This is a genomic window from Enterobacter sp. RHBSTW-00175, assembly GCF_013927005.1.
In the GTDB taxonomy this organism is placed as follows: Bacteria; Pseudomonadota; Gammaproteobacteria; order Enterobacterales; family Enterobacteriaceae; genus Enterobacter.
The window spans coordinates 1,141,570-1,165,083 of the sequence record NZ_CP055930.1 but is presented as its reverse complement, the minus strand read 5'-3'; the positions used below and the strand labels follow the sequence as shown (position 1 = coordinate 1,165,083).

General features: G+C 53.6%; 20 protein-coding genes and 1 other RNA gene. 17 read left to right on the top strand and 4 right to left on the bottom strand.

The annotated features are described in order from the left end of the window. Positions 1 to 50: 50 nt before the first annotated feature. The 7 genes from HV107_RS05450 (at position 51) to HV107_RS05420 (ending at position 8,720) form a co-directional block, all read left to right on the top strand. A complete protein-coding gene (locus HV107_RS05450) occupies positions 51 to 2,378 on the top strand; it encodes a glycosyl hydrolase family 18 protein (protein WP_182062360.1) in 2,328 nt (775 codons plus the stop codon). 305 nt (positions 2,379 to 2,683) lie between these two features. Continuing rightward, positions 2,684 to 3,703: an erythrose-4-phosphate dehydrogenase gene (gene epd / locus HV107_RS05445; protein WP_182062359.1), complete on the top strand. Its 1,020-nt coding sequence runs from the start codon at positions 2,684 to 2,686 to the stop codon at positions 3,701 to 3,703. A gap of 49 nt (positions 3,704 to 3,752) precedes the next feature. Beyond that, positions 3,753 to 4,916 carry a phosphoglycerate kinase gene (gene pgk / locus HV107_RS05440; protein ID WP_182062358.1) on the top strand — a complete coding sequence of 388 codons (1,164 nt, stop codon included), beginning with the start codon at positions 3,753 to 3,755 and terminating at the stop codon, positions 4,914 to 4,916. 89 nt (positions 4,917 to 5,005) lie between these two features. Further along, a complete protein-coding gene (gene fbaA, locus HV107_RS05435; protein ID WP_134348806.1) occupies positions 5,006 to 6,085 on the top strand; it encodes a class II fructose-bisphosphate aldolase in 1,080 nt (359 codons plus the stop codon). A gap of 187 nt (positions 6,086 to 6,272) precedes the next feature. Beyond that, positions 6,273 to 7,127: a small-conductance mechanosensitive channel MscS gene (mscS, locus tag HV107_RS05430; protein WP_182062357.1), complete on the top strand. Its 855-nt coding sequence runs from the start codon at positions 6,273 to 6,275 to the stop codon at positions 7,125 to 7,127. Positions 7,128 to 7,269: 142 nt separating this feature from the next. After that, on the top strand, positions 7,270 to 7,905 hold the full coding sequence (gene argO, locus HV107_RS05425) for an arginine exporter ArgO (RefSeq protein ID WP_182062356.1): 636 nt from the start codon (positions 7,270 to 7,272) through the stop codon (positions 7,903 to 7,905). Positions 7,906 to 7,997: 92 nt separating this feature from the next. Beyond that, the gene (locus HV107_RS05420) at positions 7,998 to 8,720 is read left to right on the top strand and encodes an oxidative stress defense protein (protein ID WP_182063462.1); all 723 of its coding nucleotides are present in this window, start codon (positions 7,998 to 8,000) and stop codon (positions 8,718 to 8,720) included. A 45-nt stretch (positions 8,721 to 8,765) separates the two neighbouring features. Here HV107_RS05420 and argP read toward each other — a convergent pair whose 3' ends face one another. Continuing rightward, the gene (gene argP / locus HV107_RS05415) at positions 8,766 to 9,659 is read right to left on the bottom strand and encodes a DNA-binding transcriptional regulator ArgP (RefSeq protein ID WP_003860089.1); all 894 of its coding nucleotides are present in this window, start codon (positions 9,657 to 9,659) and stop codon (positions 8,766 to 8,768) included. 189 nt (positions 9,660 to 9,848) lie between these two features. Here argP and rpiA point away from each other — a divergent pair, with 189 nt between their 5' ends. Together rpiA and serA are read left to right on the top strand one after the other, a co-directional pair. Then, on the top strand, positions 9,849 to 10,508 hold the full coding sequence (rpiA, locus tag HV107_RS05410) for a ribose-5-phosphate isomerase RpiA (protein WP_014071676.1): 660 nt from the start codon (positions 9,849 to 9,851) through the stop codon (positions 10,506 to 10,508). A 266-nt stretch (positions 10,509 to 10,774) separates the two neighbouring features. Continuing rightward, positions 10,775 to 12,007, top strand: a complete 1,233-nt coding sequence (gene serA, locus HV107_RS05405; RefSeq protein WP_182062355.1) for a phosphoglycerate dehydrogenase — start codon at positions 10,775 to 10,777, stop codon at positions 12,005 to 12,007. A 96-nt stretch (positions 12,008 to 12,103) separates the two neighbouring features. Here the strand turns inward: serA and HV107_RS05400 are convergent, their stop codons facing one another. From HV107_RS05400 to zapA, 3 genes are all read right to left on the bottom strand, one after another. Beyond that, complete coding sequence (locus HV107_RS05400) at positions 12,104 to 12,700, bottom strand: 5-formyltetrahydrofolate cyclo-ligase (RefSeq protein WP_182062354.1); 597 nt, start codon at positions 12,698 to 12,700, stop codon at positions 12,104 to 12,106. 24 nt (positions 12,701 to 12,724) lie between these two features. After that, positions 12,725 to 12,908: non-coding RNA, 6S RNA (ssrS, locus tag HV107_RS05395), on the bottom strand. A gap of 41 nt (positions 12,909 to 12,949) precedes the next feature. Further along, complete coding sequence (gene zapA / locus HV107_RS05390; RefSeq protein ID WP_182062353.1) at positions 12,950 to 13,279, bottom strand: cell division protein ZapA; 330 nt, start codon at positions 13,277 to 13,279, stop codon at positions 12,950 to 12,952. A gap of 167 nt (positions 13,280 to 13,446) precedes the next feature. Between zapA and HV107_RS05385 the strand changes: the two genes are divergently transcribed. The 8 genes from HV107_RS05385 (at position 13,447) to HV107_RS05350 (ending at position 23,511) form a co-directional block, all read left to right on the top strand. Continuing rightward, entirely contained in the window at positions 13,447 to 14,025 is a 579-nt protein-coding gene (locus tag HV107_RS05385) for a YecA family protein (RefSeq protein WP_182062352.1), read from the top strand. A 31-nt stretch (positions 14,026 to 14,056) separates the two neighbouring features. Next, the gene (gene pepP, locus HV107_RS05380) at positions 14,057 to 15,370 is read left to right on the top strand and encodes a Xaa-Pro aminopeptidase (protein ID WP_182063461.1); all 1,314 of its coding nucleotides are present in this window, start codon (positions 14,057 to 14,059) and stop codon (positions 15,368 to 15,370) included. Next, positions 15,367 to 16,545, top strand: a complete 1,179-nt coding sequence (gene ubiH, locus HV107_RS05375) for a 2-octaprenyl-6-methoxyphenyl hydroxylase (RefSeq protein ID WP_182062351.1) — start codon at positions 15,367 to 15,369, stop codon at positions 16,543 to 16,545. Before pepP ends, ubiH begins: the two co-directional genes overlap by 4 nt. A gap of 12 nt (positions 16,546 to 16,557) precedes the next feature. Beyond that, the gene (gene ubiI / locus HV107_RS05370) at positions 16,558 to 17,760 is read left to right on the top strand and encodes an FAD-dependent 2-octaprenylphenol hydroxylase (protein WP_182062350.1); all 1,203 of its coding nucleotides are present in this window, start codon (positions 16,558 to 16,560) and stop codon (positions 17,758 to 17,760) included. Positions 17,761 to 18,189: 429 nt separating this feature from the next. Next, complete coding sequence (gene gcvT, locus HV107_RS05365) at positions 18,190 to 19,284, top strand: glycine cleavage system aminomethyltransferase GcvT (RefSeq protein WP_182062349.1); 1,095 nt, start codon at positions 18,190 to 18,192, stop codon at positions 19,282 to 19,284. A 23-nt stretch (positions 19,285 to 19,307) separates the two neighbouring features. Then, positions 19,308 to 19,697: a glycine cleavage system protein GcvH gene (gcvH, locus tag HV107_RS05360; protein WP_166717536.1), complete on the top strand. Its 390-nt coding sequence runs from the start codon at positions 19,308 to 19,310 to the stop codon at positions 19,695 to 19,697. A gap of 127 nt (positions 19,698 to 19,824) precedes the next feature. Continuing rightward, positions 19,825 to 22,698: an aminomethyl-transferring glycine dehydrogenase gene (gene gcvP / locus HV107_RS05355; protein WP_182062348.1), complete on the top strand. Its 2,874-nt coding sequence runs from the start codon at positions 19,825 to 19,827 to the stop codon at positions 22,696 to 22,698. Between the two features lie 69 nt (positions 22,699 to 22,767). Beyond that, positions 22,768 to 23,511: an SDR family oxidoreductase gene (locus HV107_RS05350; RefSeq protein ID WP_182062347.1), complete on the top strand. Its 744-nt coding sequence runs from the start codon at positions 22,768 to 22,770 to the stop codon at positions 23,509 to 23,511. Positions 23,512 to 23,514: the final 3 nt, after the last annotated feature.

The window sequence follows — 23,514 nt, the reverse complement described above, 5'->3', positions numbered from 1 at the left end:
AATATTATGTGTTTTGATTGATATTATAAGTAAACTAATAAGGATATTGTATGAAAATAGCACCATCAATAATTACCATGGCGATATTGTCGTGTTTTATTTCCACGAGTGCGATGGCTACCTTAACCGCTAATGACGACACCAACAAAATCGAAGGCACGTACAGTAATGCCCTGATGCGTTCTACCGATAATGGCAAAACCTGGCTTGAGCTTAAAGCAAGCGATGAAACAAGCAAAGGGATAAATAACGACTTTCCTGGTACCGAAACCGTTGTTGTCGCCAACAAATTACCCGAAGTTATTACAACGCCTCTTTACGATCCGACGCAAACCTACAGTACTGCAAATACTAAAGTTCGCTATAACGGATATTACTGGACCAACCAATGGTGGGCGAATCCAGGCGAAATTCCCGGGAGCAATAGCGTATGGTTAAAAGGTGCCGCCACTACGCTGGAAGATAATGTTATCGCAAGCTACAACTTTACGCCGTGGCAGGGGCAACAGGCTGAAGATTATCAGACGCAGCAAAAAGATAAGGTCGCCAAACAGACCCGCATATACGGGTATTATCCTGAATGGGGTGTTTACGCTGCGCATAACTATTTTACTCCGGACAAAATTGCCTGGGATCAGCTGACCCATATCTCTTATGCGTTTGGCGTGGTGAAAAATGGCGTGGTAGTGACCCACGATACCGAAAAGGGTCCGGAACTGATGAGAGAGATCGCCACAGCCAGCAAACAGGCAGGGGTGAAAAATATTCTTTCAGTGGGTGGCTGGACCAACTCGGAAGAAGGGGGATTTGAAGCGGCAACCACAACGGCCGAAGGCGTCGAAAAACTGGCGCAAAGCATTGTCGATTATGCTGTTGAATGGAAATTTGATGGTGTGGATATTGACTGGGAATATCCAGATACTGACGCTGAAAAAACACAGTTCACCAATTTAATTACCAGCCTGCGAAGTAAGCTAGATATGCTGGGTAAGCAAAATGATATTTATTATCAACTCTCCGCTGCCGTGACGGTGAATCACAATAACATGGCATATATCAATCCTAAGGCCACGATCACGTTACTCGACTCTGTCAACGTCATGGCTTACGACATCCACGGCGCTTTCGATCCTGTTACGGGCCACAATGCTGCGCTGTATGCCAACGATCAGGATGAAGATCAAAAACTCAATGTTTCCTCGGCAATGAACGAGTATGCAACGATATGGGGTGTTCCAAAAAATAAACTGACAATGGGTGTACCATTCTACGGTCGCGGGTGGGGAAATGTTGAACCCACTGAGATCGTAAAAGGATTGCCTGGTTTATTCGCTCAGGGCAACGCTACGGTTCACGGGGCATGGGACGATGAAGACCAATACACCGGGACCAATCCGTTTTACGTGCTGCAGCAAAAAATCGCCAGCGGCGACTACACGCGTTACTGGGATCCTCAGGCGCATGTTCCCTATCTTTACGATGCAAAAACAAAAGAATTTTTGACCTACGACGATGAAGCCTCGATTACCGATAAGGTTAATTACATCAAGGAACAGGGCTTTGGTGGCGTCATTATTTGGGATATCAGCGGTGATTCCAGCGATCATGCGCTCGGAAAAATTGTCGCGACCCTGAAACCGACGGACAGCGATGACAATGACGATGGCGATGATGACGGCGGTGACAGCGACAGCAGCGTTGTCTCGTATGTGACGGTAAAACCTGGTGCAGGCAACTCCTTAAGCTACAACGACGCCACGGCACTGTTTTCTTTTATACCTGGCGTCTATTTTGAACTGCCTTATGAGGACTTCCAAAACGGAACCTTTGATGTAAGGGTAAACAATGTTTCGATTGCGAAACTGGTTAATGGAACAGCTAGCAAAGCGAGTATTTACAGAAACGGACAGACGGTACAGGTAACGACGGATACAACCACCATTAACGAAGGTGACGTAGTTAGCGTTGTTCGCCAGGACAGTGGAGAAGACATACTTCAGATCTCGACGACAGCAACGAAACAGATGTTAGGCGATGCCATGCTCGTTGACGGGAACATGTTGAAGGCCGTCTATGTGAGTAGGCTTAATGGCTATACTGCAATTCAGCTTGTTACAGATGGATTTTTTAACAACCAATACCAAGTATATTTAAACGATCAATACGTCGCCAGTGTGACGACTAAAACTGCAGGCTCCGACACTCTTGAGCACATGAAGGCCGCAGGTAAAGGTCAGCAGAAAATGGTCTACGCTACGACGAAAGACATTGTTCCGCAGCAGGATGACGTAGTGAAAGTTTACCAGAACGTTGGTGGCAATAAGACATTGGTCGCACAGCTGACTATTCCTCGCGGAACTTATACAGAATACTATTGATTTGTTCCTTACGGGCAAAGCAGTCGCTTTGCCCTTATCTTCCAGTCCATTGCACAAACCAGTCTCTGAACAAACATATTATTCCATCGAAAATGTGACGCAAGTCATATAGCTGGCTTATTGCGCTGGACTGACGTTCCTTTTATTCCTCTTTTCGCTTACTCTAGCTGAAGCGTTTCAGTCGATTATGTGTTCGACATTTGACCAATCAATCGCAGTTTGTGATAGGCAAGCATTCCCCTTCGGGCGTAGCTGGATTACTCTTTCAGCCACCTCAAACCCAGGGATAGCTTTGCAGGAGATCTATGACCGTACGCGTAGCGATTAATGGCTTCGGTCGCATCGGGCGTAACGTGGTTCGTGCTTTATATGAATCCGGGCGTCGTGCGGAAATGACCGTGGTGGCAATCAATGAACTGGCGGATGCCACGGGCATGGCGCATTTATTGAAATACGACACCAGTCATGGCCGCTTTGCCTGGGATGTTCGCCAGGAAAGAGACCAGCTTTTTGTCGGTGACGATGCGATTCGCGTGCTCCACGAGCGCAGTATCGAGGCGCTTCCATGGCGTGAGCTGGGTGTGGATGTAGTGCTGGACTGTACCGGTGTGTACGGCAACCGTGAACATGGTGAAGCCCATCTGGCGGCAGGCGCTAAAAAAGTCCTGTTCTCACATCCGGGGAGTAACGACCTCGACGCCACCGTCGTCTTTGGCGTTAACCAGCAAGAACTGCAAGCTGAACACCGTATTGTTTCCAACGCCTCCTGTACCACCAACTGCATTATTCCGGTCATCAAACTGTTAGACGATGCGTATGGCATTGAATCCGGCACCGTGACCACGATTCACTCCGCCATGCACGATCAGCAGGTTATCGACGCATACCACCCGGACTTACGACGCACTCGCGCGGCGAGCCAGTCGATCATTCCGGTGGATACGAAACTTGCGGCAGGGATTACCCGTATTTTCCCGCAGTTTAACGACCGTTTTGAAGCGATTGCCGTGCGTGTTCCGACGATTAATGTCACCGCAATTGACCTCAGTGTAACGGTGAAAAAACCGGTAAAAGCCTGTGAAGTCAACCTGTTGCTGCAAAAAGCGGCACAGGGTGCATTTCATGGTATAGTTGACTATACGGAATTACCGTTGGTCTCAGTAGATTTTAACCACGACCCGCATAGCGCCATTGTTGATGGCACTCAAACGCGAGTCAGTGGCGCGCACCTTATCAAGACGCTGGTCTGGTGTGATAACGAATGGGGCTTTGCTAACCGAATGCTCGACACCACGTTAGCAATGGCTGCTCAAGGTTTCAGGTAAGACGCATCGTGCGTCTGCAAAACTTTAAGAATCAACGAGAGGATTCACCATGTCTGTAATTAAGATGACCGATCTGGATCTGGCTGGTAAACGCGTTTTCATCCGTGCAGATCTGAACGTACCGGTTAAAGATGGCAAAGTGACCAGCGACGCGCGTATCCGTGCATCTCTGCCAACCATCGAACTGGCACTGAAGCAAGGTGCAAAAGTGATGGTAACCTCCCACCTGGGTCGTCCAACTGAAGGCGAATACAACGAAGAGTTCTCTCTGCTGCCAGTTGTTAATTACCTGAAAGACAAGCTGTCCAACCCGGTTCGCCTGGTTAAAGATTACCTGGGCGGCGTTGAAGTGGCTGCCGGTGAACTGGTTGTTCTGGAAAACGTTCGTTTCAACAAAGGCGAGAAGAAAGACGACGAAGCACTGTCCAAAAAATACGCTGCACTGTGCGACGTATTCGTGATGGATGCATTCGGTACGGCTCACCGTGCTCAGGCTTCTACCCACGGCATCGGTAAATTTGCAGACGTAGCGTGTGCAGGTCCTCTGCTGGCTGACGAACTGGAAGCACTGGGTAAAGCACTGAAAGAACCTGCTCGTCCAATGGTTGCCATCGTTGGTGGTTCTAAAGTTTCTACCAAACTGACCGTTCTGGATTCCCTGTCTAAAATCGCTGACCAGCTGATCGTTGGCGGTGGTATTGCAAATACCTTCGTTGCCGCTCAAGGCCACAATGTAGGTAAATCCCTGTACGAAGCAGACCTGGTTGACGAAGCTAAACGCCTGCTGACCACCTGTGATATCCCGGTTCCAACTGACGTTCGTGTCGCGACTGAGTTCTCTGAAACAGCAACCGCTACCCTGAAATCTGTAAACGACATCAAAGATGAAGAGCAGATTCTGGACCTGGGCGATGTTTCTGCGCAGAAACTGGCCGAAATCCTGAAAAATGCAAAAACTATCCTGTGGAACGGTCCTGTTGGTGTGTTCGAGTTCCCGAACTTCCGTAAAGGTACTGAAATCGTTGCTAACGCAATCGCAGACAGCGAAGCGTTCTCAATCGCAGGCGGCGGTGACACGCTGGCAGCTATCGACCTGTTCGGTATCGCTGACAAGATCTCCTACATCTCCACTGGTGGCGGCGCATTCCTCGAATTCGTGGAAGGCAAAGTACTGCCAGCAGTAGCTATGCTCGAAGAGCGCGCTAAGAAGTAAGCCATTTAAGGGCAGGGAAACCTGCCCAATTTTCAGCGCGCTTTAGGGCACGCACCTCTTTCCAAGGCCGAAGATACAGGACTCGTAACATGTCTAAAATTTTTGATTTCGTAAAACCTGGCGTGATCACTGGTGATGACGTTCAGAAAGTGTTCCAGGTAGCTAAAGAAAACAACTTTGCTCTGCCAGCAGTTAACTGCGTGGGTACCGACTCCATCAATGCCGTTCTGGAAACCGCTGCAAAAGTTAAAGCGCCGGTAATCGTTCAGTTCTCTAACGGCGGCGCTGCGTTCATCGCAGGTAAAGGCGTGAAAACTGACGTTCCTCAGGGTGCTGCAATCCTGGGTGCTATTTCTGGTGCGCACCACGTTCACCAGATGGCTGAACACTACGGTGTTCCGGTTATCCTGCACACCGACCACTGCGCTAAGAAACTGCTGCCATGGATTGACGGTCTGCTGGACGCGGGTGAGAAACACTTCGCGGCAACCGGTAAACCACTGTTCTCTTCTCACATGATCGATCTGTCTGAAGAGTCACTGCACGAAAACATCGAAATCTGTTCTAAATACCTGGCGCGCATGTCCAAAATGGATATGACTCTGGAAATCGAACTGGGTTGCACCGGTGGTGAAGAAGACGGCGTGGACAACAGCCACATGGACGCTTCTGCACTGTACACCCAGCCAGAAGACGTTGATTACGCATACACCGAGCTGAGCAAAATCAGCCCACGCTTCACCATTGCAGCGTCTTTCGGTAACGTGCACGGCGTTTACAAACCAGGTAACGTGGTTCTGACCCCAACCATCCTGCGTGATTCTCAGGAATACGTTTCCAAGAAACACAACCTGCCGCACAACAGCCTGAACTTCGTATTCCACGGTGGTTCCGGTTCTTCTGCTCAGGAAATCAAAGACTCAGTAAGCTACGGTGTAGTGAAAATGAACATCGATACCGACACCCAATGGGCAACCTGGGACGGTATCCTGCAATACTACAAAACCAACGAAGCTTACCTGCAAGGCCAGCTGGGCAACCCGAAAGGCGAAGACCAGCCGAACAAGAAATACTACGATCCACGCGTATGGCTGCGTGCTGCACAGACTTCAATGATTACTCGTCTGGAGCAGGCATTCAAAGAACTGAACGCGGTTGACGTTCTGTAATTTGAGTTGCTAAACACCACAGAAAGGTCCGCAAATGCGGGCCTTTTTTTATGGCTTTTCAATGGACTGCTAGTCTGGTTTTTGTGATCTGCTTGGCAATATTTGTCCTTTTTGTTTACCCTTTACTGACCTGCCTGTCTCCATGGGGGATGGATTTTGTGTATTGGTTTAATAAAAGGAAGAATAAATGGAACAACTCGATGTCGTAGACAGCATCAATAACGCCGGTACCTGGCTTGCGCGTAACCAGGAGTTACTGCTGAGTTATGCCGTGAACATCGTTGCGGCAATCGCGATTATTATTGTCGGGATGATCGTGGCGCGGATTGTGTCAAATACCGTTAACCGCGTAATGGTGGCGCGAAACATTGATGCCACGGTTGCCGACTTCCTCTCTGCGCTGGTGCGCTATGGGATTGTGGCCTTTACCCTGATTGCCGCCCTGGGGCGTGTTGGTGTGCAAACGGCATCGGTCATCGCAGTACTCGGTGCCGCGGGTCTGGCGATTGGTCTGGCGTTGCAGGGATCGCTGTCGAACCTCGCCGCTGGCGTGCTTCTGGTAACCTTCCGTCCATTCCGCTCTGGCGAATATGTTGATTTGGGCGGCATTGCCGGAACTGTGCTCCAGGTGCAGATCTTCTCTACCACTATGCGTACCGTCGACGGCCGTATTGTGGTGGTTCCGAACGGTAAAATTATCGCGGGGAACATTATTAACTTTTCCCGCGAGCCGGTGCGCCGCAACGAACTGGTGATAAGTGTCGCGTATGATTCGGATATCGATCAGGTGAAGTCGCTGATTACCAACATCATTGCGTCGGACGACCGCATCCTGAAAGACAAAGAGCAGACCGTACGACTGAACGAGCTGGGTGCGTCATCCATCAACTTCGTGGTACGTATCTGGAGCAAAAGCAGCGATCTGCAAAACGTTTACTGGGATGTTCTGGAACGCATCAAGCGTGACTTCGACGCCAATGGCATTAGCTTCCCGTACCCGCAGATGGACGTGAACGTTAAGAAAGTGAAAGAAGCCGAATAACGTTCTCCCCCAGGCCCGGTACGCGTGAGCGCCACCGGGCTTTTTATTAGCGATGCTAATCACCAATTAATATTATCAATTTCCTCTAATGTCGCTCTCGCAGTATAGTCTGTCCCCAAGACAACTCTGTGAGATTTTCGTCATGTTATCCTATTATTTTCAAGGTCTTGCGTTAGGCGCGGCCATGATCCTTCCACTCGGCCCCCAGAATGCATTTGTGATGAATCAGGGAATTCGCCGTCAGTACCATCTGATGATTGCGCTGCTGTGCGCGATAAGTGATTTGCTGCTGATTTGCGCCGGGATTTTTGGTGGTAGCGCACTACTGATGCAGTCGCCCTGGTTGCTGGCGCTGGTCACCTGGGGTGGCGTGGCGTTTCTGCTGTGGTACGGTTTTGGTGCGCTGAAAACCGCCATGAGTAGCAATCTTGAATTAGCCACGGCAGAGGTCATGAAACAGGGGCGATGGAAGATTATCGTCACCATGCTGGCAGTCACCTGGCTTAACCCGCATGTGTATCTCGATACCTTTGTCGTCCTGGGAAGTCTTGGCGGGCAACTGGATGTCGAACCAAAACGTTGGTTTGCACTTGGCACGGTCAGCGCCTCTTTCTTGTGGTTCTTCGGCCTGGCGATACTGGCGGCCTGGCTGGCTCCCCGTCTGCGCACGGCGAAAGCACAGCGGATCATTAACACGCTTGTGGGTGTCGTTATGTGGTTTATCGCTTTCCAGCTGGCAAAAGACGGTGTTCAACATGTACAGGGTTTACTCAACTAAGTGTTGTCTTATGGACAACTGAATAAGACCCGCTAAGCTTGCTGGCATGTGCTCTGTTGATAGGGCACTCTTCGCAACATGGAGGAATGACAGTGAAGTTTAAAGTGATGGCCCTGGCGGCATTAGTAAGTTTAGGCGCGGTGTCGGTTCAGGCGAATGAATTGCCTGCTGGCCCGCACATTGTGACTTCAGGCACGGCAAGTGTGGATGCCGTCCCGGATGTGGCAACGTTGGCAATCGAAGTGAATGTGGCCGCAAAAGATGCCGCTTCTGCCAAAAAACAGGCAGACGATCGTGTTGCGCAATATCTCTCCTTCCTCGAACAGAATGGTGTCGCGAAAAAGGATATCAACTCCGCAAACCTGCGCACTCAGCCTGATTACGACTACCAGAACGGCAAAAGTATTCTGAAAGGCTATCGCGCGGTGCGTACCGTTGAGGTCACGCTGCGCCAGCTCGATAAGCTCAATTCATTACTGGATGGCGCGCTGAAAGCGGGTCTGAACGAAATTCGTTCTGTCTCACTGGGCGTTGCGCAACCTGAAAAATACAAAGACGAAGCGCGCAAAGCGGCCATTGATGATGCAATCCATCAGGCGCAGCAGCTGGCTTCAGGCTTTAACAGCAAACTCGGCCCGGTGTATAGCGTGCGTTACCACGTCTCTAACTACCAGCCAAGCCCGATGGTTCGGATGATGAAGGCCGATGCTGCGCCGGTTTCTGCTCAGGAAACTTACGAGCAGCCGACTATCCAGTTCGACGATCAGGTTGATGTGGTGTTTGAGCTGGAACCCGCTCAAAAATCCGCTCAGTAAACCAGTAGGCCGGGTAAGGCGTAGCCGCCACCCGGCTTTTTCTTTTTAATCCTGTCTTAATACCTTATGCCCAAATGCCAGCAGTGCATCTGTCACGTTGCGCATCATGCGGCTCTCGGGTGCAAAACGATGCCAGTAGAGCATCCGGCGCTGGTACAGCCCCGGCGTTAAATCGATAAGCTCACCGCTTTTTAACTCTTTCTCAATTTGCAGATGCGGGATCATGCAGCAGGTGGTTCCCTGACGCGCAAGCTGCACAAAGGCTTCAGATGAGTTCACAATGTGGCACGGCACGCTGCCAGGCGGCAGGTCGAAGTTTTGTTGCAGGAAGGCCTGATGCATATCATCAAGATGGTCGAACGCAACGGCAGGGGCTTTAAGCAGCGCTGCACGGGTAACGCCATTCGGGAAATAGCGTTCTGCGAAAGCCTTCGAACCCACAAACAGGTAATCCAGCGCACCGAGCTGATCCACAAGGCAGCTTGGCAGCGCTTGCGGCTGAATACTGACGGCACCCACCACTTCGCCGCGGCGCAGGCGTTCCTGGGTACGGGTTTCATCTTCTACCTGTAAATTCAGGCGAATAGGGGAGTCGGCCAGTACCGGGGCAAGAGCGGGCAGCAGCCAGGTTGCCAGGCTGTCGGCGTTCACCGCCAGCGACAGCAGCAGTGGCGTGGAGCCGGTCTGTTCGTCACCCAGCCATTCATCTTCCAGCAGTTCAACCTGGCGCAACAGGGCAAGGAGCTTTTGACCTTGTTCCGTTGGGCGAGGGGGTACGGTACGCACCAGCAGCGGCTGCCCGAACATGTTTTCAAGCTGTTTGATACGTTGTGATACGGCGGATTGAGTGATGCACAGCTTTTGCGCCGCGCGCTCAAAACCTCGTTCACGAATAACCGCATCAAGTGCCTGTAGTGTTCTGTAGTCCGGACGTTTCATTGCTCTGGCTTACTCCTGAAATGTGCTTATTCAGCACTATGACACAAATTTACGTTTGATACAGACGAAATGCACCCACATCGGATCTGTCAGGGCTTTGCGCGGTTATGTGATGGTGGTCACAGGGACATTTCCTGCTTACGTGTTCTATAATGCGCCCTGAGTTTTCACACCACAGGCAAAAAGATCATGACGCAGGATGAACTGAAAAAAGCAGTAGGATGGGCCGCTCTCCAGTACGTGCAACCAGGAACAATTGTTGGTGTCGGCACGGGCTCTACGGCGGCGCACTTTATCGATGCGCTGGGCACGATGAAAGGGCAGATCGAGGGCGCAGTATCCAGCTCCGATGCTTCCACGGAAAAGCTGAAAAGCCTTGGCATTACCGTTTTTGACCTGAACGAAGTGGATCGCCTGGGGATCTACGTTGATGGCGCTGATGAGATCAACGGCCACATGCAGATGATCAAAGGCGGCGGCGCAGCGCTGACGCGTGAGAAGATCATCGCTTCTGTTGCGGATAAATTTATCTGTATCGCGGATGCCTCTAAGCAGGTTGATATTCTGGGTAAATTCCCGCTGCCGGTAGAAGTGATCCCAATGGCGCGCAGCGCAGTGGCGCGCGAACTGGTGAAGCTGGGTGGCCGCCCGGAATACCGTCAGGGTGTTGTGACTGACAACGGTAACGTGATCCTGGATGTGCACGGTCTGGAAATTCTGGATGCCATTGCCCTGGAAAATGCCATTAATGGCCTTCCAGGCGTAGTCACCGTAGGGTTATTTGCCAACCGTGGCGCGGATGTTGCGCTGATCGGTACGGCTGACGGCGTGAAAACCATCGTAAAATGATCTGACGGGGGGAAGTCTCCCCCCGCTAAAAAATTTTTGAAAAGCTAAATTCGGTGACTTGTGTCACGTTTTTGCGCCTCTTTTGCCGATCCTGCCACTTTCGTAAACTTATGCAGCATTTTCCTCTGCCATTTTGCCCTGTATGACTTTTCTTCAGAGTGCCGACGCAAACGTTCATATTGCTGCAATAGTTTTTTTTGATATGTTGGCTACAGCGGATTCAAATCCAGCACAACATCAGTTCAGACAAAAACAGGGTCGGGGAAATGGCAAAGGTATCACTGGAGAAAGACAAGATTAAATTCCTGCTAGTAGAAGGCGTGCACCAAAAAGCACTCGATAACCTTCGTGCAGCAGGCTACACCAACATCGAATTTCACAAAGGCGCGCTGGATACTGAAGAGCTGAAAGCGTCCATCCGTGATGCCCACTTCATTGGCCTGCGATCCCGTACTCACCTGACTGAAGACGTTATCGCTGCGGCGGAAAAGCTGGTGGCCATTGGTTGCTTCTGCATCGGCACCAACCAGGTTGACCTGAATGCAGCTGCAAAGCGCGGTATTCCTGTCTTTAACGCACCGTTCTCTAACACCCGTTCTGTTGCGGAGCTGGTGATTGGCGAACTGCTGCTGCTGCTGCGCGGTATTCCTGAAGCGAACGCCAAAGCACACCGCGGTGTGTGGAATAAACTGGCGTCCGGCTCTTTCGAAGCGCGTGGCAAAAAACTGGGTATCATCGGTTACGGCCATATCGGTACGCAGCTGGGTATTCTTGCTGAATCCCTCGGTATGAACGTCTTCTTCTACGATATCGAAAGCAAGCTGCCGCTGGGGAATGCTACCCAGGTTCAACACCTGTCTGACCTGCTGAACATGAGTGATGTCGTGAGCCTGCATGTGCCGGAAAATGCGTCCACGAAAAACATGATGGGTGCAGAAGAGCTGGCGCTGATGAAGCCTGGTTCACTGCTGATCAACGCCGCGCGCGGCACCGTTGTCGACATCCCGGCACTGTGTGATGCGCTGAAGCGTAAGCATCTGGCAGGGGCGGCAATCGACGTATTCCCGACCGAGCCTGCAACCAACAGCGATCCGTTTACATCTCCGCTGTGCGAGTTCGATAACGTGATCCTGACGCCGCACATCGGTGGTTCAACTCAGGAAGCGCAGGAGAACATCGGCCTGGAAGTGGCGGGCAAACTGAGCAAATACTCCGACAACGGCTCAACGCTTTCTGCGGTGAATTTCCCGGAAGTGTCTCTGCCGCTGCACGGTGGCCGCCGTCTGCTGCACATTCACGAAAACCGCCCAGGCGTGTTGACCGCAATTAACCAGATCTTCGCTGAGCAGGGCGTCAACATTGCTGCACAGTATCTGCAAACCAACTCTCAGATGGGTTACGTGGTAATTGATATTGAAGCGGATGAAGATGTGGCCGAGAAGGCGCTGCTGAGCATGAAGGCGCTCCCGGGGACTATCCGCGCGCGTCTGCTTTACTGATCGTGCGGTTTGTAGTGTCGGGTGGCGGCTGCGCCTTACCCGACCTACGTTGAGGTTTTGTAGGCCGGGTAAGCGTAAGCGCCACCCGGCTTTATTCTACCAGGTCCAGGTTTTACTGGGCGTCACCACCGCAGGCAACGGCACATCCCATTTCTCCACCGGCAACGCCTCCACGCCCTGACAATCATGCGCATAGCCCACCGGCTGCAATCCATACTGCTGCCAGTTTTGCAGCGTTCTGTCGTAAAAGCCGCCCCCCATTCCCAGGCGCTGACCTTGTTCATCGAACGCTACCAGTGGGGTCACCAGCACATCCAGATCCGCAAGTGGGAGCACGTCGCGCACGTCCAGTTTCGGTTCGGTGATTTTCAGGCGATTGACTACCAGGTCACTGTGTGGATGGTAGTTCAGGAACAGCAGGTTCCCCTCGCTAAACGGATGCAGCACCGGCAGGCAAACCTTTTTCCCGGCGCGCCAAAGCTGTTCGATAAGCGGCTGGGTATCCAGTTCGCCATCAAATGACAGAAACAGGGCGACCGTATGTGCCATCACAACCGGCGGGTATGCCATCATGCGTGCGGCGGCCTGCTGGGCGAAATGCGTTTGCTGTTCGGAGGTTAACGCACGACGGCGTTTACGGATTAACTGACGGATGTCCTGGCGTGAGGCAGAAACTTCAGAAAGTAGAGTCATGGTAGTCGGTAGAAGAAGAGAGAGGGAATCTCCGAGATGCCGCCGCAGGCTGTAACCCTTGAACCCTTGGTTCAAGGTGAATGTGTCGTCATAGTTTTAAGGCTTCTCGGACGGACCGAGCATGCTCACCAACCATGGAGCGCCACATTCTTGTGGTATGAAATATCGGCTCAGGGGACTGGCCCGCTTGCGAACATCTCAGAGAAATTTTGTCTTCCCAGTTACTCTACCATAGTCAACTGAGAAGTGTTATTCAAACTTTGGTCCTGCTCTTTCGGGAGTGCGACCTTGATCAAGCAATGCCTGTTCTATGGTCTGCTGGAGCATTTTAATGCGTTGCTCCATGCTCGCCGCGTAATCGCGGGTCTTTGCTTTTTCCTGAGTCAATTCATAGCTGATGTTCAACGCGGCGATGAAGACCAGCTGCTCAGTATTTGTGACTCTAGTGCGTTCTTTTAGATCTTGCAACCGCTGATTCAAATCGTCCGCAGCCTGATTCAAAGCATCCCTTTGTTCAGGTGGACAATTCACTCGCAGTGAACGGCCAAAAATCTGGAGATCGACGGGTTGTGCAGACATGCCACCTTCCTGCTGATTGACTGCGCTGCCTTCGCTTACTGCCCCGGGGGCCGCGAAGGGGCGACACTATAGCTACCCTGATGTGAAGATACAAGCCCTTTTCTGGTATCACCAGGGTCCAAAGTGGTAGCATACCATGAATCTTCTCCCTTTGATGACGAATGCATATGTCTATACAGAACGAAATGCCTGGTTACAACGAATTAAACCAGTTACTGAACCAGCAGGGAGTGGGTTTAACCCCTGCCGAAATGCACGGTCTGATCGCCGGGATGCTGTGTGGCGGAAACAGCGACAGCTCATGGCAGCCGCTGGTTCATGACCTGACGAACGAGGGGCTGGCGTTTGGTCACGAGCTGGCTGAAGCGCTGCGTAAAATGCACTCCGCAACCAGCGATTCTCTGGAAGATGACGGCTTCCTTTTTCAGCTTTATCTGCCTGAAGGCGACGACGTTAGCGTCTTCGAACGCGCCGATGCGCTCGCCGGTTGGGTAAACCACTATCTGCTGGGTCTTGGCGTGACACAGCCTAAGCTCGATAAAGTGACCGGCGAAGCGGGTGAAGCTATCGACGATCTGCGCAACATCGCACAGCTTGGCTATGACGAAGAGGAAGACCAGGAAGAGCTGGAAATGTCCCTCGAAGAGATTATTGAGTACGTTCGCGTTGCGGCGCTGCTGTGCCACGACACCTTTACGCGCTCGCAGCCAACCGCGCCGGAAGTGCGCAAGCCAACCTTACATTAAGAAAAATAACGCACAGGAGGGTGTCATGGTTATCTCGAATCAAGAGTATTCTCGCCGTCGTCAGGCGCTGCTGGCAAAAATGCAGCCAGGAAGCGCTGCGTTAATTTTTGCAGCTCCTGAAGTGACGCGCAGCGCCGACAGCGAATACCCCTATCGCCAGAGTAGCGATTTCTGGTACTTCACCGGGTTTAACGAGCCTGAAGCAGTACTGGTACTGATAAAGAGCAATGACACCCACAACCACAGCGTGCTTTTCAACCGCGTGCGGGATTTAACCGCCGAAATCTGGTTTGGCCGTCGCTTAGGCCAGGAGGCCGCGCCTGCAAAGCTTGGTGTCGATCGCGCCCTGGCGTTTAGCGAAATCAACCAGCAGCTTTACCAGTTGCTTAACGGCCTGGACGTGCTGTACCACGCCCAGGGTGAATATGCCTGGGCCGATGAGATTGTCTTCAACGCGCTGGATAAGCTGCGTAAGGGTTCGCGCCAGAACTTAGCTGCGCCAGCTACGCTTACGGACTGGCGCCCGGTGGTCCACGAGATGCGTCTCTTCAAGTCTGAAGAAGAACTTGACGTGCTACGCCGTGCAGGTGAAATCAGCGCTCTGGCGCATACCCGCGCGATGGAGAAGTGCCGTCCCGGGATGTTTGAATACCAGCTCGAAGGCGAGATCCACCACGAATTTACCCGCCACGGCGCGCGCTATCCGTCCTACAACACCATTGTGGGGGGCGGGGAAAACGGCTGCATCCTGCACTACACCGAGAACGAAAGTGAACTGCGTAAGGGCGACCTGGTGCTGATTGACGCCGGTTGCGAATATCAGGGCTATGCAGGGGACATCACCCGTACTTTCCCGGTAAACGGCAAATTCACGCCTGCACAGCGTGCGATTTATGACATTGTTCTTGAATCACTGGAAACGGCGCTGACGCTCTATCGTCCGGGCACCTCGATTCAGGAAGTCACCGGTGCTGTCGTGCGGATAATGATTACCGGTCTGGTGCGTCTTGGCATCCTGAAAGGCGAAGTTGATACCCTGATCACCGAAAATGCCCATCGTCCGTACTTTATGCATGGCCTGAGTCACTGGCTGGGGCTGGATGTTCATGACGTGGGTGCCTATGGTTCTGAACGTTCGCGCGTGCTGGAACCAGGCATGGTATTAACCGTTGAACCCGGGCTGTACATCGCCCCGGACGCGGATGTCCCACCAGAGTACCGCGGGATTGGCATTCGTATTGAAGATGACATTGTCATCACCGAAACCGGCAATGAAAACCTGACTGCCTCTGTTGTGAAAAATGCCGACGACATTGAGGCGCTGATGGCAGCGGCACGCGTATGAGCGTGATTATCGTTGGCGGCGGCATGACAGGAGCCACGCTGGCTCTGGCAATATCTCATTTAACTCAGGGGCAGCTTCCGGTTCATCTGATTGAAGCTGTCGCACCTCAAACCACCGAACATCCTGGTTTTGATGCCCGCGCAATTGCGCTGGCACAAGGCGCCTGCCAGCAGTTAGCGCGCATTGGTATCTGGCAGGCTATCGCCGACTGTGCGACTGCCATTGAAACAGTGCACGTCAGCGATCGCGGTCATGCGGGGTTTGTTACCCTTGATGCGCAGGATTATCGCATCGACGCGCTGGGCCAGGTTGTTGAGCTGCATGACGTTGGGCTCCGCCTGTTCCGCTTGTTACAGGACGCACCCGGCGTGACGCTACACTGCCCGGCGCGCGTGGCAAGTTTTAGCCGCAGCGAAGATGCCGTTAACGTCACGCTCGACGATGGCACGACACTTGAAGGCCAGCTGCTGGTTGCGGCTGATGGTTCCCGTTCTGCGCTGGGCACACAGTGTGGCGTGGAATGGCGCACCCAGCCTTATGGGCAGGTGGCGGTCATTGCGAATGTCTCTACACAGAGCGAGCATCACGGGCGTGCGTTTGAGCGTTTTACGCAGCATGGCCCGCTGGCGATGCTGCCCATGGCGGAGGATCGCTGTTCGCTGGTGTGGTGCCATCCGCAAGACAGGGCGGATGAAGTGCTGTCCTGGAGCGATGAGCGCTTTTGCACTGAGCTGCAAAAGGCCTTCGGCTGGCGGCTTGGGCGCATCACCCATGCGGGGAAACGATCTGTTTATCCGCTGTCGCTGACGACGGCGTCCCAGTCCATTTCCCATCGCGTTGCGCTGGTGGGGAATGCCGCGCAAACCCTGCACCCGATTGCAGGTCAGGGGTTTAATCTGGGCCTGCGTGATGTCATGAGCCTGGCGGAATCGCTGGCGCAGGCGTGGGGTGAACAAAAAGATTGTGGCGCATATTCGGTGCTTAGCCATTATCAGAAGCGCCGTCATGCCGATAAAGAAGCCACAATCGGTGTCACGGATGGCCTGGTGCATCTGTTTGCTAATCGCTGGGCACCGCTGGTTGCCGGGCGCAACCTCGGGCTGATGGCGATGGAATTATTTATCCCGGCACGTGATGTGCTGGCGCAGAGGACTCTTGGTTGGGTCGCTCGTTAAGGAGTTATCACCGTGCAGAATGTTGATGTCGCCATTGTCGGCGGCGGAATGGTCGGGCTGGCGCTGGCCTGTGGTTTACAGGGTAGCGGCCTGCGTGTGGCCGTGCTTGAGCAAAAACTGCCTCAGCCCGTTGCACAGGATGCGCAGCCAGAATTACGTGTGTCGGCCATCAATGCCGCCAGCGAAAAACTACTGACTCACCTGGGCGTGTGGTCGGATATTGTCGCACACCGCGCCAGTTGCTATCACGGAATGGAAGTGTGGGACAAAGACAGCTTTGGCCATATTGCTTTTGATGACGAAAGCATGGGGTACAGCCATCTGGGCCATATTATTGAGAATGCAGTTATCCACCACGCGCTGTGGCAAAAAGCCCAGCGCTGTAGCGATGTCACGCTTATGGCGCCCGCGCAAATCCAGCAGGTGGCCTGGGGCGAAAATGAGGCATTCATTACCCTGCAAAGCGGCGATATGCTCACCGCGCGGCTGGTAGTAGGGGCCGACGGCGCAAACTCCTGGCTGCGTAATAAAGCAGATATTCCGCTGACCTTCTGGGACTATCGTCATCACGCGCTTGTGGCCACGATCCGAACCGCAGAGCCACACGGCGGCGTGGCGCGTCAGATTTTCCATAATGACGGTATTCTGGCATTTCTGCCGCTTGCCGACCCGCACCTCTGTTCCATTGTCTGGTCGCTGGTGCCGGAAAAAGCGCAACGGATGCAGGAAGCCACGCCTGAAGAATTTAACCAGGCGCTGTGCGTTGCCTTTGATAATCGTCTGGGGTTGTGCACCCTTGAAAGCGAACGGCAGGTCTTCCCGCTTACCGGACGCTATGCGCGTCAGTTCGCGGCGCACCGTCTGGCTCTGGTAGGAGATGCCGCGCATACCATACATCCGCTGGCCGGGCAGGGGGTTAATCTGGGCTTTATGGATGCCGCAGAGCTGGTTGATGAGCTGCGTCGTCTGCACCGTGAAGGCAAAGATTTTGGTCAGCATTTATACCTTCGTCGCTACGAACGTAGCCGCAAGCACAGTGCCGCGATGATGCTGGCAGGCATGCAGGGCTTTCGCGAGCTGTTCGCTGGCGCAAACCCGGCCAAAAAACTGCTGCGTGATATTGGCCTGAAACTGGCCGACACCCTCCCGGGTGTAAAACCGCAACTCCTGCGTCAGGCGATGGGCCTTAACGATCTTCCCGACTGGCTCCAATAGTATTGACCCCCGTCACACTTTATTTTCCCGGCTTCTGCGCCGGGGAAATTCCCTCGTTTGAAATATTCTAATTCCACGCCATTTTTCGCATTAGATTATCTAATCTTACGTTTTTTATGTTACGGAAATTCAGCCCACTTTTCCGCATGAAATATCACCATGTGCTAAATCATGTTGGCGTGATGTTAATTTTATGCGGGGTTAATCGCATTTTACCAGTGAATAACTCTGTAGGCTTTTTAGCGGTTTTTAGTCATAAGCTAATGTGATGACCCGCTTTGCCTTATGGTTAATCACCCATTTCGGTGGTAACTTCAGGTCAAAGAGAACGTTTGCGTCGACATCCGTAAGGCGATGTCGACGCCAGGTTTCGTGGCGATTTTGGGCGCATGAAACGCAAGATAGCCCTGCTTATTCAACGAGGAAAAGATGGCTCAACAGACTCCTTTGTACGATCAACACGTGTTATGCGGCGCGCGCATGGTGGACTTCCATGGCTGGATGATGCCGCTGCACTACGGCTCACAGATTGATGAGCATCATGCGGTGCGCACCGATGCCGGCATGTTCGACGTGTCCCATATGACCATTGTCGACCTGCGCGGTAGCCGCACCCGGGAGTTTTTGCGTTATCTGCTGGCAAACGACGTCGCAAAACTAAAGACCCCAGGCAAAGCGCTCTACACCGGGATGCTCAATGCTTCCGGCGGTGTGATAGATGACCTGATTGTTTATTACTTCACTGAAGATTTCTTCCGCCTCGTTGTAAACTCCGCCACCCGCGAAAAAGACCTCTCCTGGATTTCCCAACACGCTGAACCTTTCTCTGTAGATATCACTGTTCGTGACGATCTGTCGTTGATCGCCGTACAGGGACCGAACGCACAGGCAAAAGCCGCTTCTCTGTTTAGCGATGAGCAACGTAAAGCGACTGAAGGGATGAAGCCGTTCTTCGGCGTGCAGGCAGGTGATCTGTTTATCGCGACCACCGGCTATACCGGTGAAGCGGGCTACGAAATTGCCATGCCGAATGAGAAAGCCGCCGATTTCTGGTGTGCGCTGGTAGAAGCGGGCGTTAAGCCAGCGGGTCTGGGTGCGCGCGATACGCTGCGTCTGGAAGCCGGGATGAACCTCTACGGGCAGGAAATGGATGAGAGTGTGTCTCCGCTGGCAGCCAACATGGGCTGGACCATTGCGTGGGAGCCCGCAGACCGTGAATTCATTGGTCGTGAAGCACTGGAAATTCAGCGTGAACAAGGCACCGAACAGCTGGTCGGCCTGGTGATGACCGAAAAAGGCGTGCTGCGCGGCGAACTGCCGGTACGTTTCACCGATGCTAACGGCAATCACCTCGAAGGCGTTATCACCAGCGGTACCTTCTCCCCGACTCTGGGCTACAGTATTGCACTGGCACGTGTACCGGCGGGAATTGGCGAAACGGCGGTGGTGCAAATCCGCAACCGCGAAATGCCGGTCAATGTGACTAAACCGATTTTTGTTCGCGCCGGTAAGCCGGTCGCCTAATCATTTTTATCAGGAGAAATTCAATGAGCAATGTGCCAGCAGAACTGAAATACAGCAAAGAACACGAGTGGCTGCGCAAAGAGGCGGACGGCACTTACACCGTAGGGATCACCGAGCACGCGCAAGAGCTGCTGGGGGATATGGTGTTTGTTGATCTGCCAGAAGTGGGCGCGACCGTAGGCGCAGGTGACGATTGCGCGGTTGCGGAATCTGTTAAAGCGGCATCCGACATCTATGCACCCGTCAGCGGCGAAATCGTGGCCGTGAACGATGCACTGAGCGACTCCCCGGAGCTGGTGAACAGCGAACCATATGAAGGCGGCTGGATCTTTAAAATTAAAGCCAGCGACGAAGCGGAAGTTGCCGCCCTGCTGGATGCGACCGCGTACGAAGCCCTGTTAGAAGACGAGTAAGCCATTATCCCTCTCCCCTTTGGGGAGAGGGTAGGGGGAGGGGGAACAGACGACACCCTCACCCCAGCCCTCTCCCTCAGGGAGAGGGAGAAAACACATTCACTGCACGTTTCAGGAACCATCGCTCATGACACAGACTTTAAGCCAGCTTGAAAACCGTGGCGCTTTTATTGAACGTCACATTGGGCCGGATGCTCAGCAACAGCAGGAGATGCTGAACACGGTTGGCGCGGATTCATTAAACGCACTGATCGGCCAGATAGTGCCAAAAGACATCCAGCTTGCAACACCGCCGCAGGTAGGTGAAGCCACCACAGAATTCGCCGCACTGGCGGAGCTGAAGGCCATTGCCGGCCTGAACAAGCGCTACAAGTCTTACATTGGCATGGGCTATACCAACGTGCAGTTACCGCCGGTTATCCTGCGCAATATGCTGGAAAACCCAGGCTGGTACACCGCTTACACCCCTTATCAGCCTGAAGTGTCTCAGGGCCGTCTGGAAGCGCTGCTGAACTTCCAGCAGGTCACGCTGGATCTGACTGGCCTGGATATCGCTTCCGCGTCTCTGCTGGATGAAGCGACCGCTGCGGCAGAAGCCATGGCGATGGCCAAACGTGTCAGCAAGCTCAAAAATGCCAACCGCTTCTTCGTGGCGGCAGACGTTCACCCGCAAACACTGGACGTGGTACGCACCCGTGCGGAAACCTTCGGTTTTGACGTGATTGTTGATGATGCAGACAAAGTGCTGGATCACCAGGACGTCTTCGGTGTGCTGCTGCAACAGGTAGGCACTACCGGTGAAGTTCACGACTACAGCCCGCTAATTGCCGAGTTAAAAACCCGCAAAGTGGTAGTGAGCGTCGCCGCTGACTTTATGGCGCTGGTATTGCTGACAGCACCGGGCAAACAGGGCGCGGATATTGTGTTCGGCTCTGCACAACGCTTTGGCGTACCGATGGGCTACGGTGGCCCGCACGCGGCATTCTTCGCCGCGAAAGATGAATTCAAACGCTCTATGCCTGGCCGTATTATCGGGGTATCGAAAGATGCTGCTGGTAACACCGCACTGCGTATGGCGATGCAGACTCGTGAGCAGCACATCCGCCGCGAGAAAGCGAACTCCAACATTTGTACCTCGCAGGTCTTGCTGGCAAACATTGCCAGCCTGTATGCCGTCTTCCACGGCCCGGCTGGCCTGAAGCGTATTGCCAGCCGAATTCATCGTCTGGCGGATATTCTGGCCTGCGGCCTGCAACAAAAAGGCCTCAAGCTGCGCCACGCTCACTACTTTGACACCCTGTGTGTTGAAGTGGCAGACAAAGCGGCCGTTCTCGCGCGCGCTGATGCAGCAGAAATTAACCTGCGCAGCGATATTCACAACGCAGTGGGTATTACACTGGATGAAAGCACCGCGCGTGAAGATATCCTGAACCTGTTTAACGTGCTGCTGGGTGACGCGCACGGCCTGGATGTTGACTCACTGGATAAAGATGTGGCCCATGACAGCCGTTCCATCCAGCCATCCATGCTGCGTGACGATGCCATCCTGGCGCACCCGGTGTTCAATCGCTATCACAGCGAAACCGAGATGATGCGTTATATGCACTCTCTGGAACGCAAAGATCTGGCGCTCAATCAGGCGATGATCCCGCTGGGCTCTTGCACCATGAAGCTGAACGCTGCGGCTGAGATGATCCCAATCACCTGGCCTGAGTTCTCTGAACTGCACCCGTTCTGCCCGCCAGAGCAGGCAGAAGGCTATCACCTGATGATCAACCAGCTTTCTGACTGGCTGGTGAAACTGACCGGTTACGATGCACTCTGTATGCAGCCGAACTCCGGCGCACAGGGTGAATATGCAGGTCTGCTGGCGATCCGCCACTATCACGAAAGCCGCAACGAAGGGCATCGCGATATCTGCCTGATCCCAAGCTCTGCTCACGGTACTAACCCGGCATCTGCACAGATGGCAGGGATGGAAGTGGTCGTTGTGGCTTGCGATAAGAACGGTAACATCGACCTGGCTGACCTGCGTGCAAAAGCAGAACAGGCGGGCGATAAGCTCTCCTGCATCATGGTGACTTACCCGTCCACCCACGGCGTGTACGAAGAGACTATCCGTGAAGTGTGCGAAGTGGTGCATCAGTTTGGCGGCCAGGTATACCTCGATGGTGCCAACATGAACGCCCAGGTTGGCATTACCTCTCCGGGCTTTATCGGCGCCGATGTGTCGCACCTGAACCTGCACAAAACCTTCTGCATTCCACACGGCGGTGGCGGCCCGGGTATGGGGCCAATCGGTGTGAAAGCGCATCTGGCACCGTTTGTTCCTGGCCACAGCGTTGTGCAGATTGAAGGCATGTTGACCCGTCAGGGTGCGGTATCTGCGGCACCGTTTGGTAGCGCCTCTATCCTGCCTATCAGCTGGATGTATATCCGCATGATGGGTGCGGAAGGGCTGAAGCAGGCAAGCCAGGTGGCTATTCTGAATGCCAACTACATTGCGACTCGCCTGAAGTCTGCCTTCCCGGTGCTCTATACTGGCCGCGATGGCCGTGTGGCACACGAATGTATTCTGGATATTCGTCCGCTGAAAGAGCAAAGCGGCATCAGCGAACTGGACATCGCCAAACGTCTGATCGACTACGGATTCCACGCCCCAACCATGTCGTTCCCGGTAGCGGGTACGCTGATGGTGGAGCCAACGGAATCCGAGAGCAAAGCTGAGCTGGACCGCTTTATTGATGCGATGCTGGCGATCCGCATGGAGATCGATCGCGTGCTGGACGGCGAATGGACGCTGGAAGACAACCCACTGGTTCACGCGCCACACACCCAGCACGAGCTGGTGGCTGAGTGGAACCACAGCTACACCCGTGAGCTGGCCGTCTTCCCGGCTGGCGTGGCGAACAAATACTGGCCGACCGTGAAGCGTCTTGATGACGTTTACGGTGACCGTAATCTGTTCTGCTCCTGCGTGCCGATGAGCGAATACCAGTAACAGTCGTGGTGTAGTAACGTAGGCCGGGTAAGCGTTAGCGCTACCCGGCTTTTTTATTGGGAGAAGAGAATGGGAATTGCACTTGTGACCGGTGCCAGCCGCGGAATTGGTAAAGCCACCGCGCTACAGCTGGCAGGCGAAGGCTACACCGTTGCGGTGAACTATCACCGCAACATCAAGGCGGCAACCGATGTCATCAGGACGATTGTTGATATGGGCGGTAAAGCCTTTGCCGTGCGCGCGGATATCAGCGATGAAGCGCAGGTGCTGGCGATGTTCGAAAGCCTCGACCGGGAAGGCGAGCCGCTGACCGCGCTGGTCAACAACGCCGGGATCCTTTTCGAGCAATCCACTATCGAAAACCTGTCTGCCGAGCGTATCAACCGCGTGCTGGCCACGAATGTGACGGGCTATTTTCTCTGTTGTCGCGAAGCGGTAAAACGCATGTCGCATAAGCATGGTGGCCAGGGCGGGGCCATTGTGAATGTCTCTTCGGCGGCGTCACGCTTAGGCGCGCCGGGCGAATATGTAGACTATGCTGCTTCCAAAGGTGCGGTAGATTCGCTGACCACCGGGTTAGCACTGGAGGTGGCCGCGCAGGGTATTCGCGTCAACTGCGTGCGTCCCGGGCTGATTTACACCGATATTCACGCCTCGGGCGGTGAGCCGGGGCGTGTGGATAGGGTCAAGTCTATGCTGCCAATGCAGCGCGGCGGCCAGCCGGAAGAAGTCGCTCAGGCCATTGCCTGGCTGCTGAGCGACAAAGCGTCCTATGTGACCGGCAGCTTCCTGGAACTTGCTGGCGGAAAGTAAAAC

Bases quoted from the DNA above. Each gene is read 5' to 3' on its own strand.
- HV107_RS05450 (WP_182062360.1), top strand. From the start codon at position 51: ATGAAAATAGCACCATCAATAATTACCATGGCGATATTGTCGTGTTTT.
- epd (WP_182062359.1), top strand. From the start codon at position 2,684: ATGACCGTACGCGTAGCGATTAATGGCTTCGGTCGCATCGGGCGTAAC.
- pgk (WP_182062358.1), top strand. From the start codon at position 3,753: ATGTCTGTAATTAAGATGACCGATCTGGATCTGGCTGGTAAACGCGTT.
- fbaA (WP_134348806.1), top strand. From the start codon at position 5,006: ATGTCTAAAATTTTTGATTTCGTAAAACCTGGCGTGATCACTGGTGAT.
- mscS (WP_182062357.1), top strand. From the start codon at position 6,273: ATGGAACAACTCGATGTCGTAGACAGCATCAATAACGCCGGTACCTGG.
- argO (WP_182062356.1), top strand. From the start codon at position 7,270: ATGTTATCCTATTATTTTCAAGGTCTTGCGTTAGGCGCGGCCATGATC.
- argP (WP_003860089.1), bottom strand. From the start codon at position 9,659: ATGAAACGTCCGGACTACAGAACACTACAGGCACTTGATGCGGTTATT.
- rpiA (WP_014071676.1), top strand. From the start codon at position 9,849: ATGACGCAGGATGAACTGAAAAAAGCAGTAGGATGGGCCGCTCTCCAG.
- serA (WP_182062355.1), top strand. From the start codon at position 10,775: ATGGCAAAGGTATCACTGGAGAAAGACAAGATTAAATTCCTGCTAGTA.
- HV107_RS05400 (WP_182062354.1), bottom strand. From the start codon at position 12,700: ATGACTCTACTTTCTGAAGTTTCTGCCTCACGCCAGGACATCCGTCAG.
- zapA (WP_182062353.1), bottom strand. From the start codon at position 13,279: ATGTCTGCACAACCCGTCGATCTCCAGATTTTTGGCCGTTCACTGCGA.
- HV107_RS05385 (WP_182062352.1), top strand. From the start codon at position 13,447: ATGTCTATACAGAACGAAATGCCTGGTTACAACGAATTAAACCAGTTA.
- ubiH (WP_182062351.1), top strand. From the start codon at position 15,367: ATGAGCGTGATTATCGTTGGCGGCGGCATGACAGGAGCCACGCTGGCT.
- gcvT (WP_182062349.1), top strand. From the start codon at position 18,190: ATGGCTCAACAGACTCCTTTGTACGATCAACACGTGTTATGCGGCGCG.
- gcvH (WP_166717536.1), top strand. From the start codon at position 19,308: ATGAGCAATGTGCCAGCAGAACTGAAATACAGCAAAGAACACGAGTGG.
- gcvP (WP_182062348.1), top strand. From the start codon at position 19,825: ATGACACAGACTTTAAGCCAGCTTGAAAACCGTGGCGCTTTTATTGAA.
- HV107_RS05350 (WP_182062347.1), top strand. From the start codon at position 22,768: ATGGGAATTGCACTTGTGACCGGTGCCAGCCGCGGAATTGGTAAAGCC.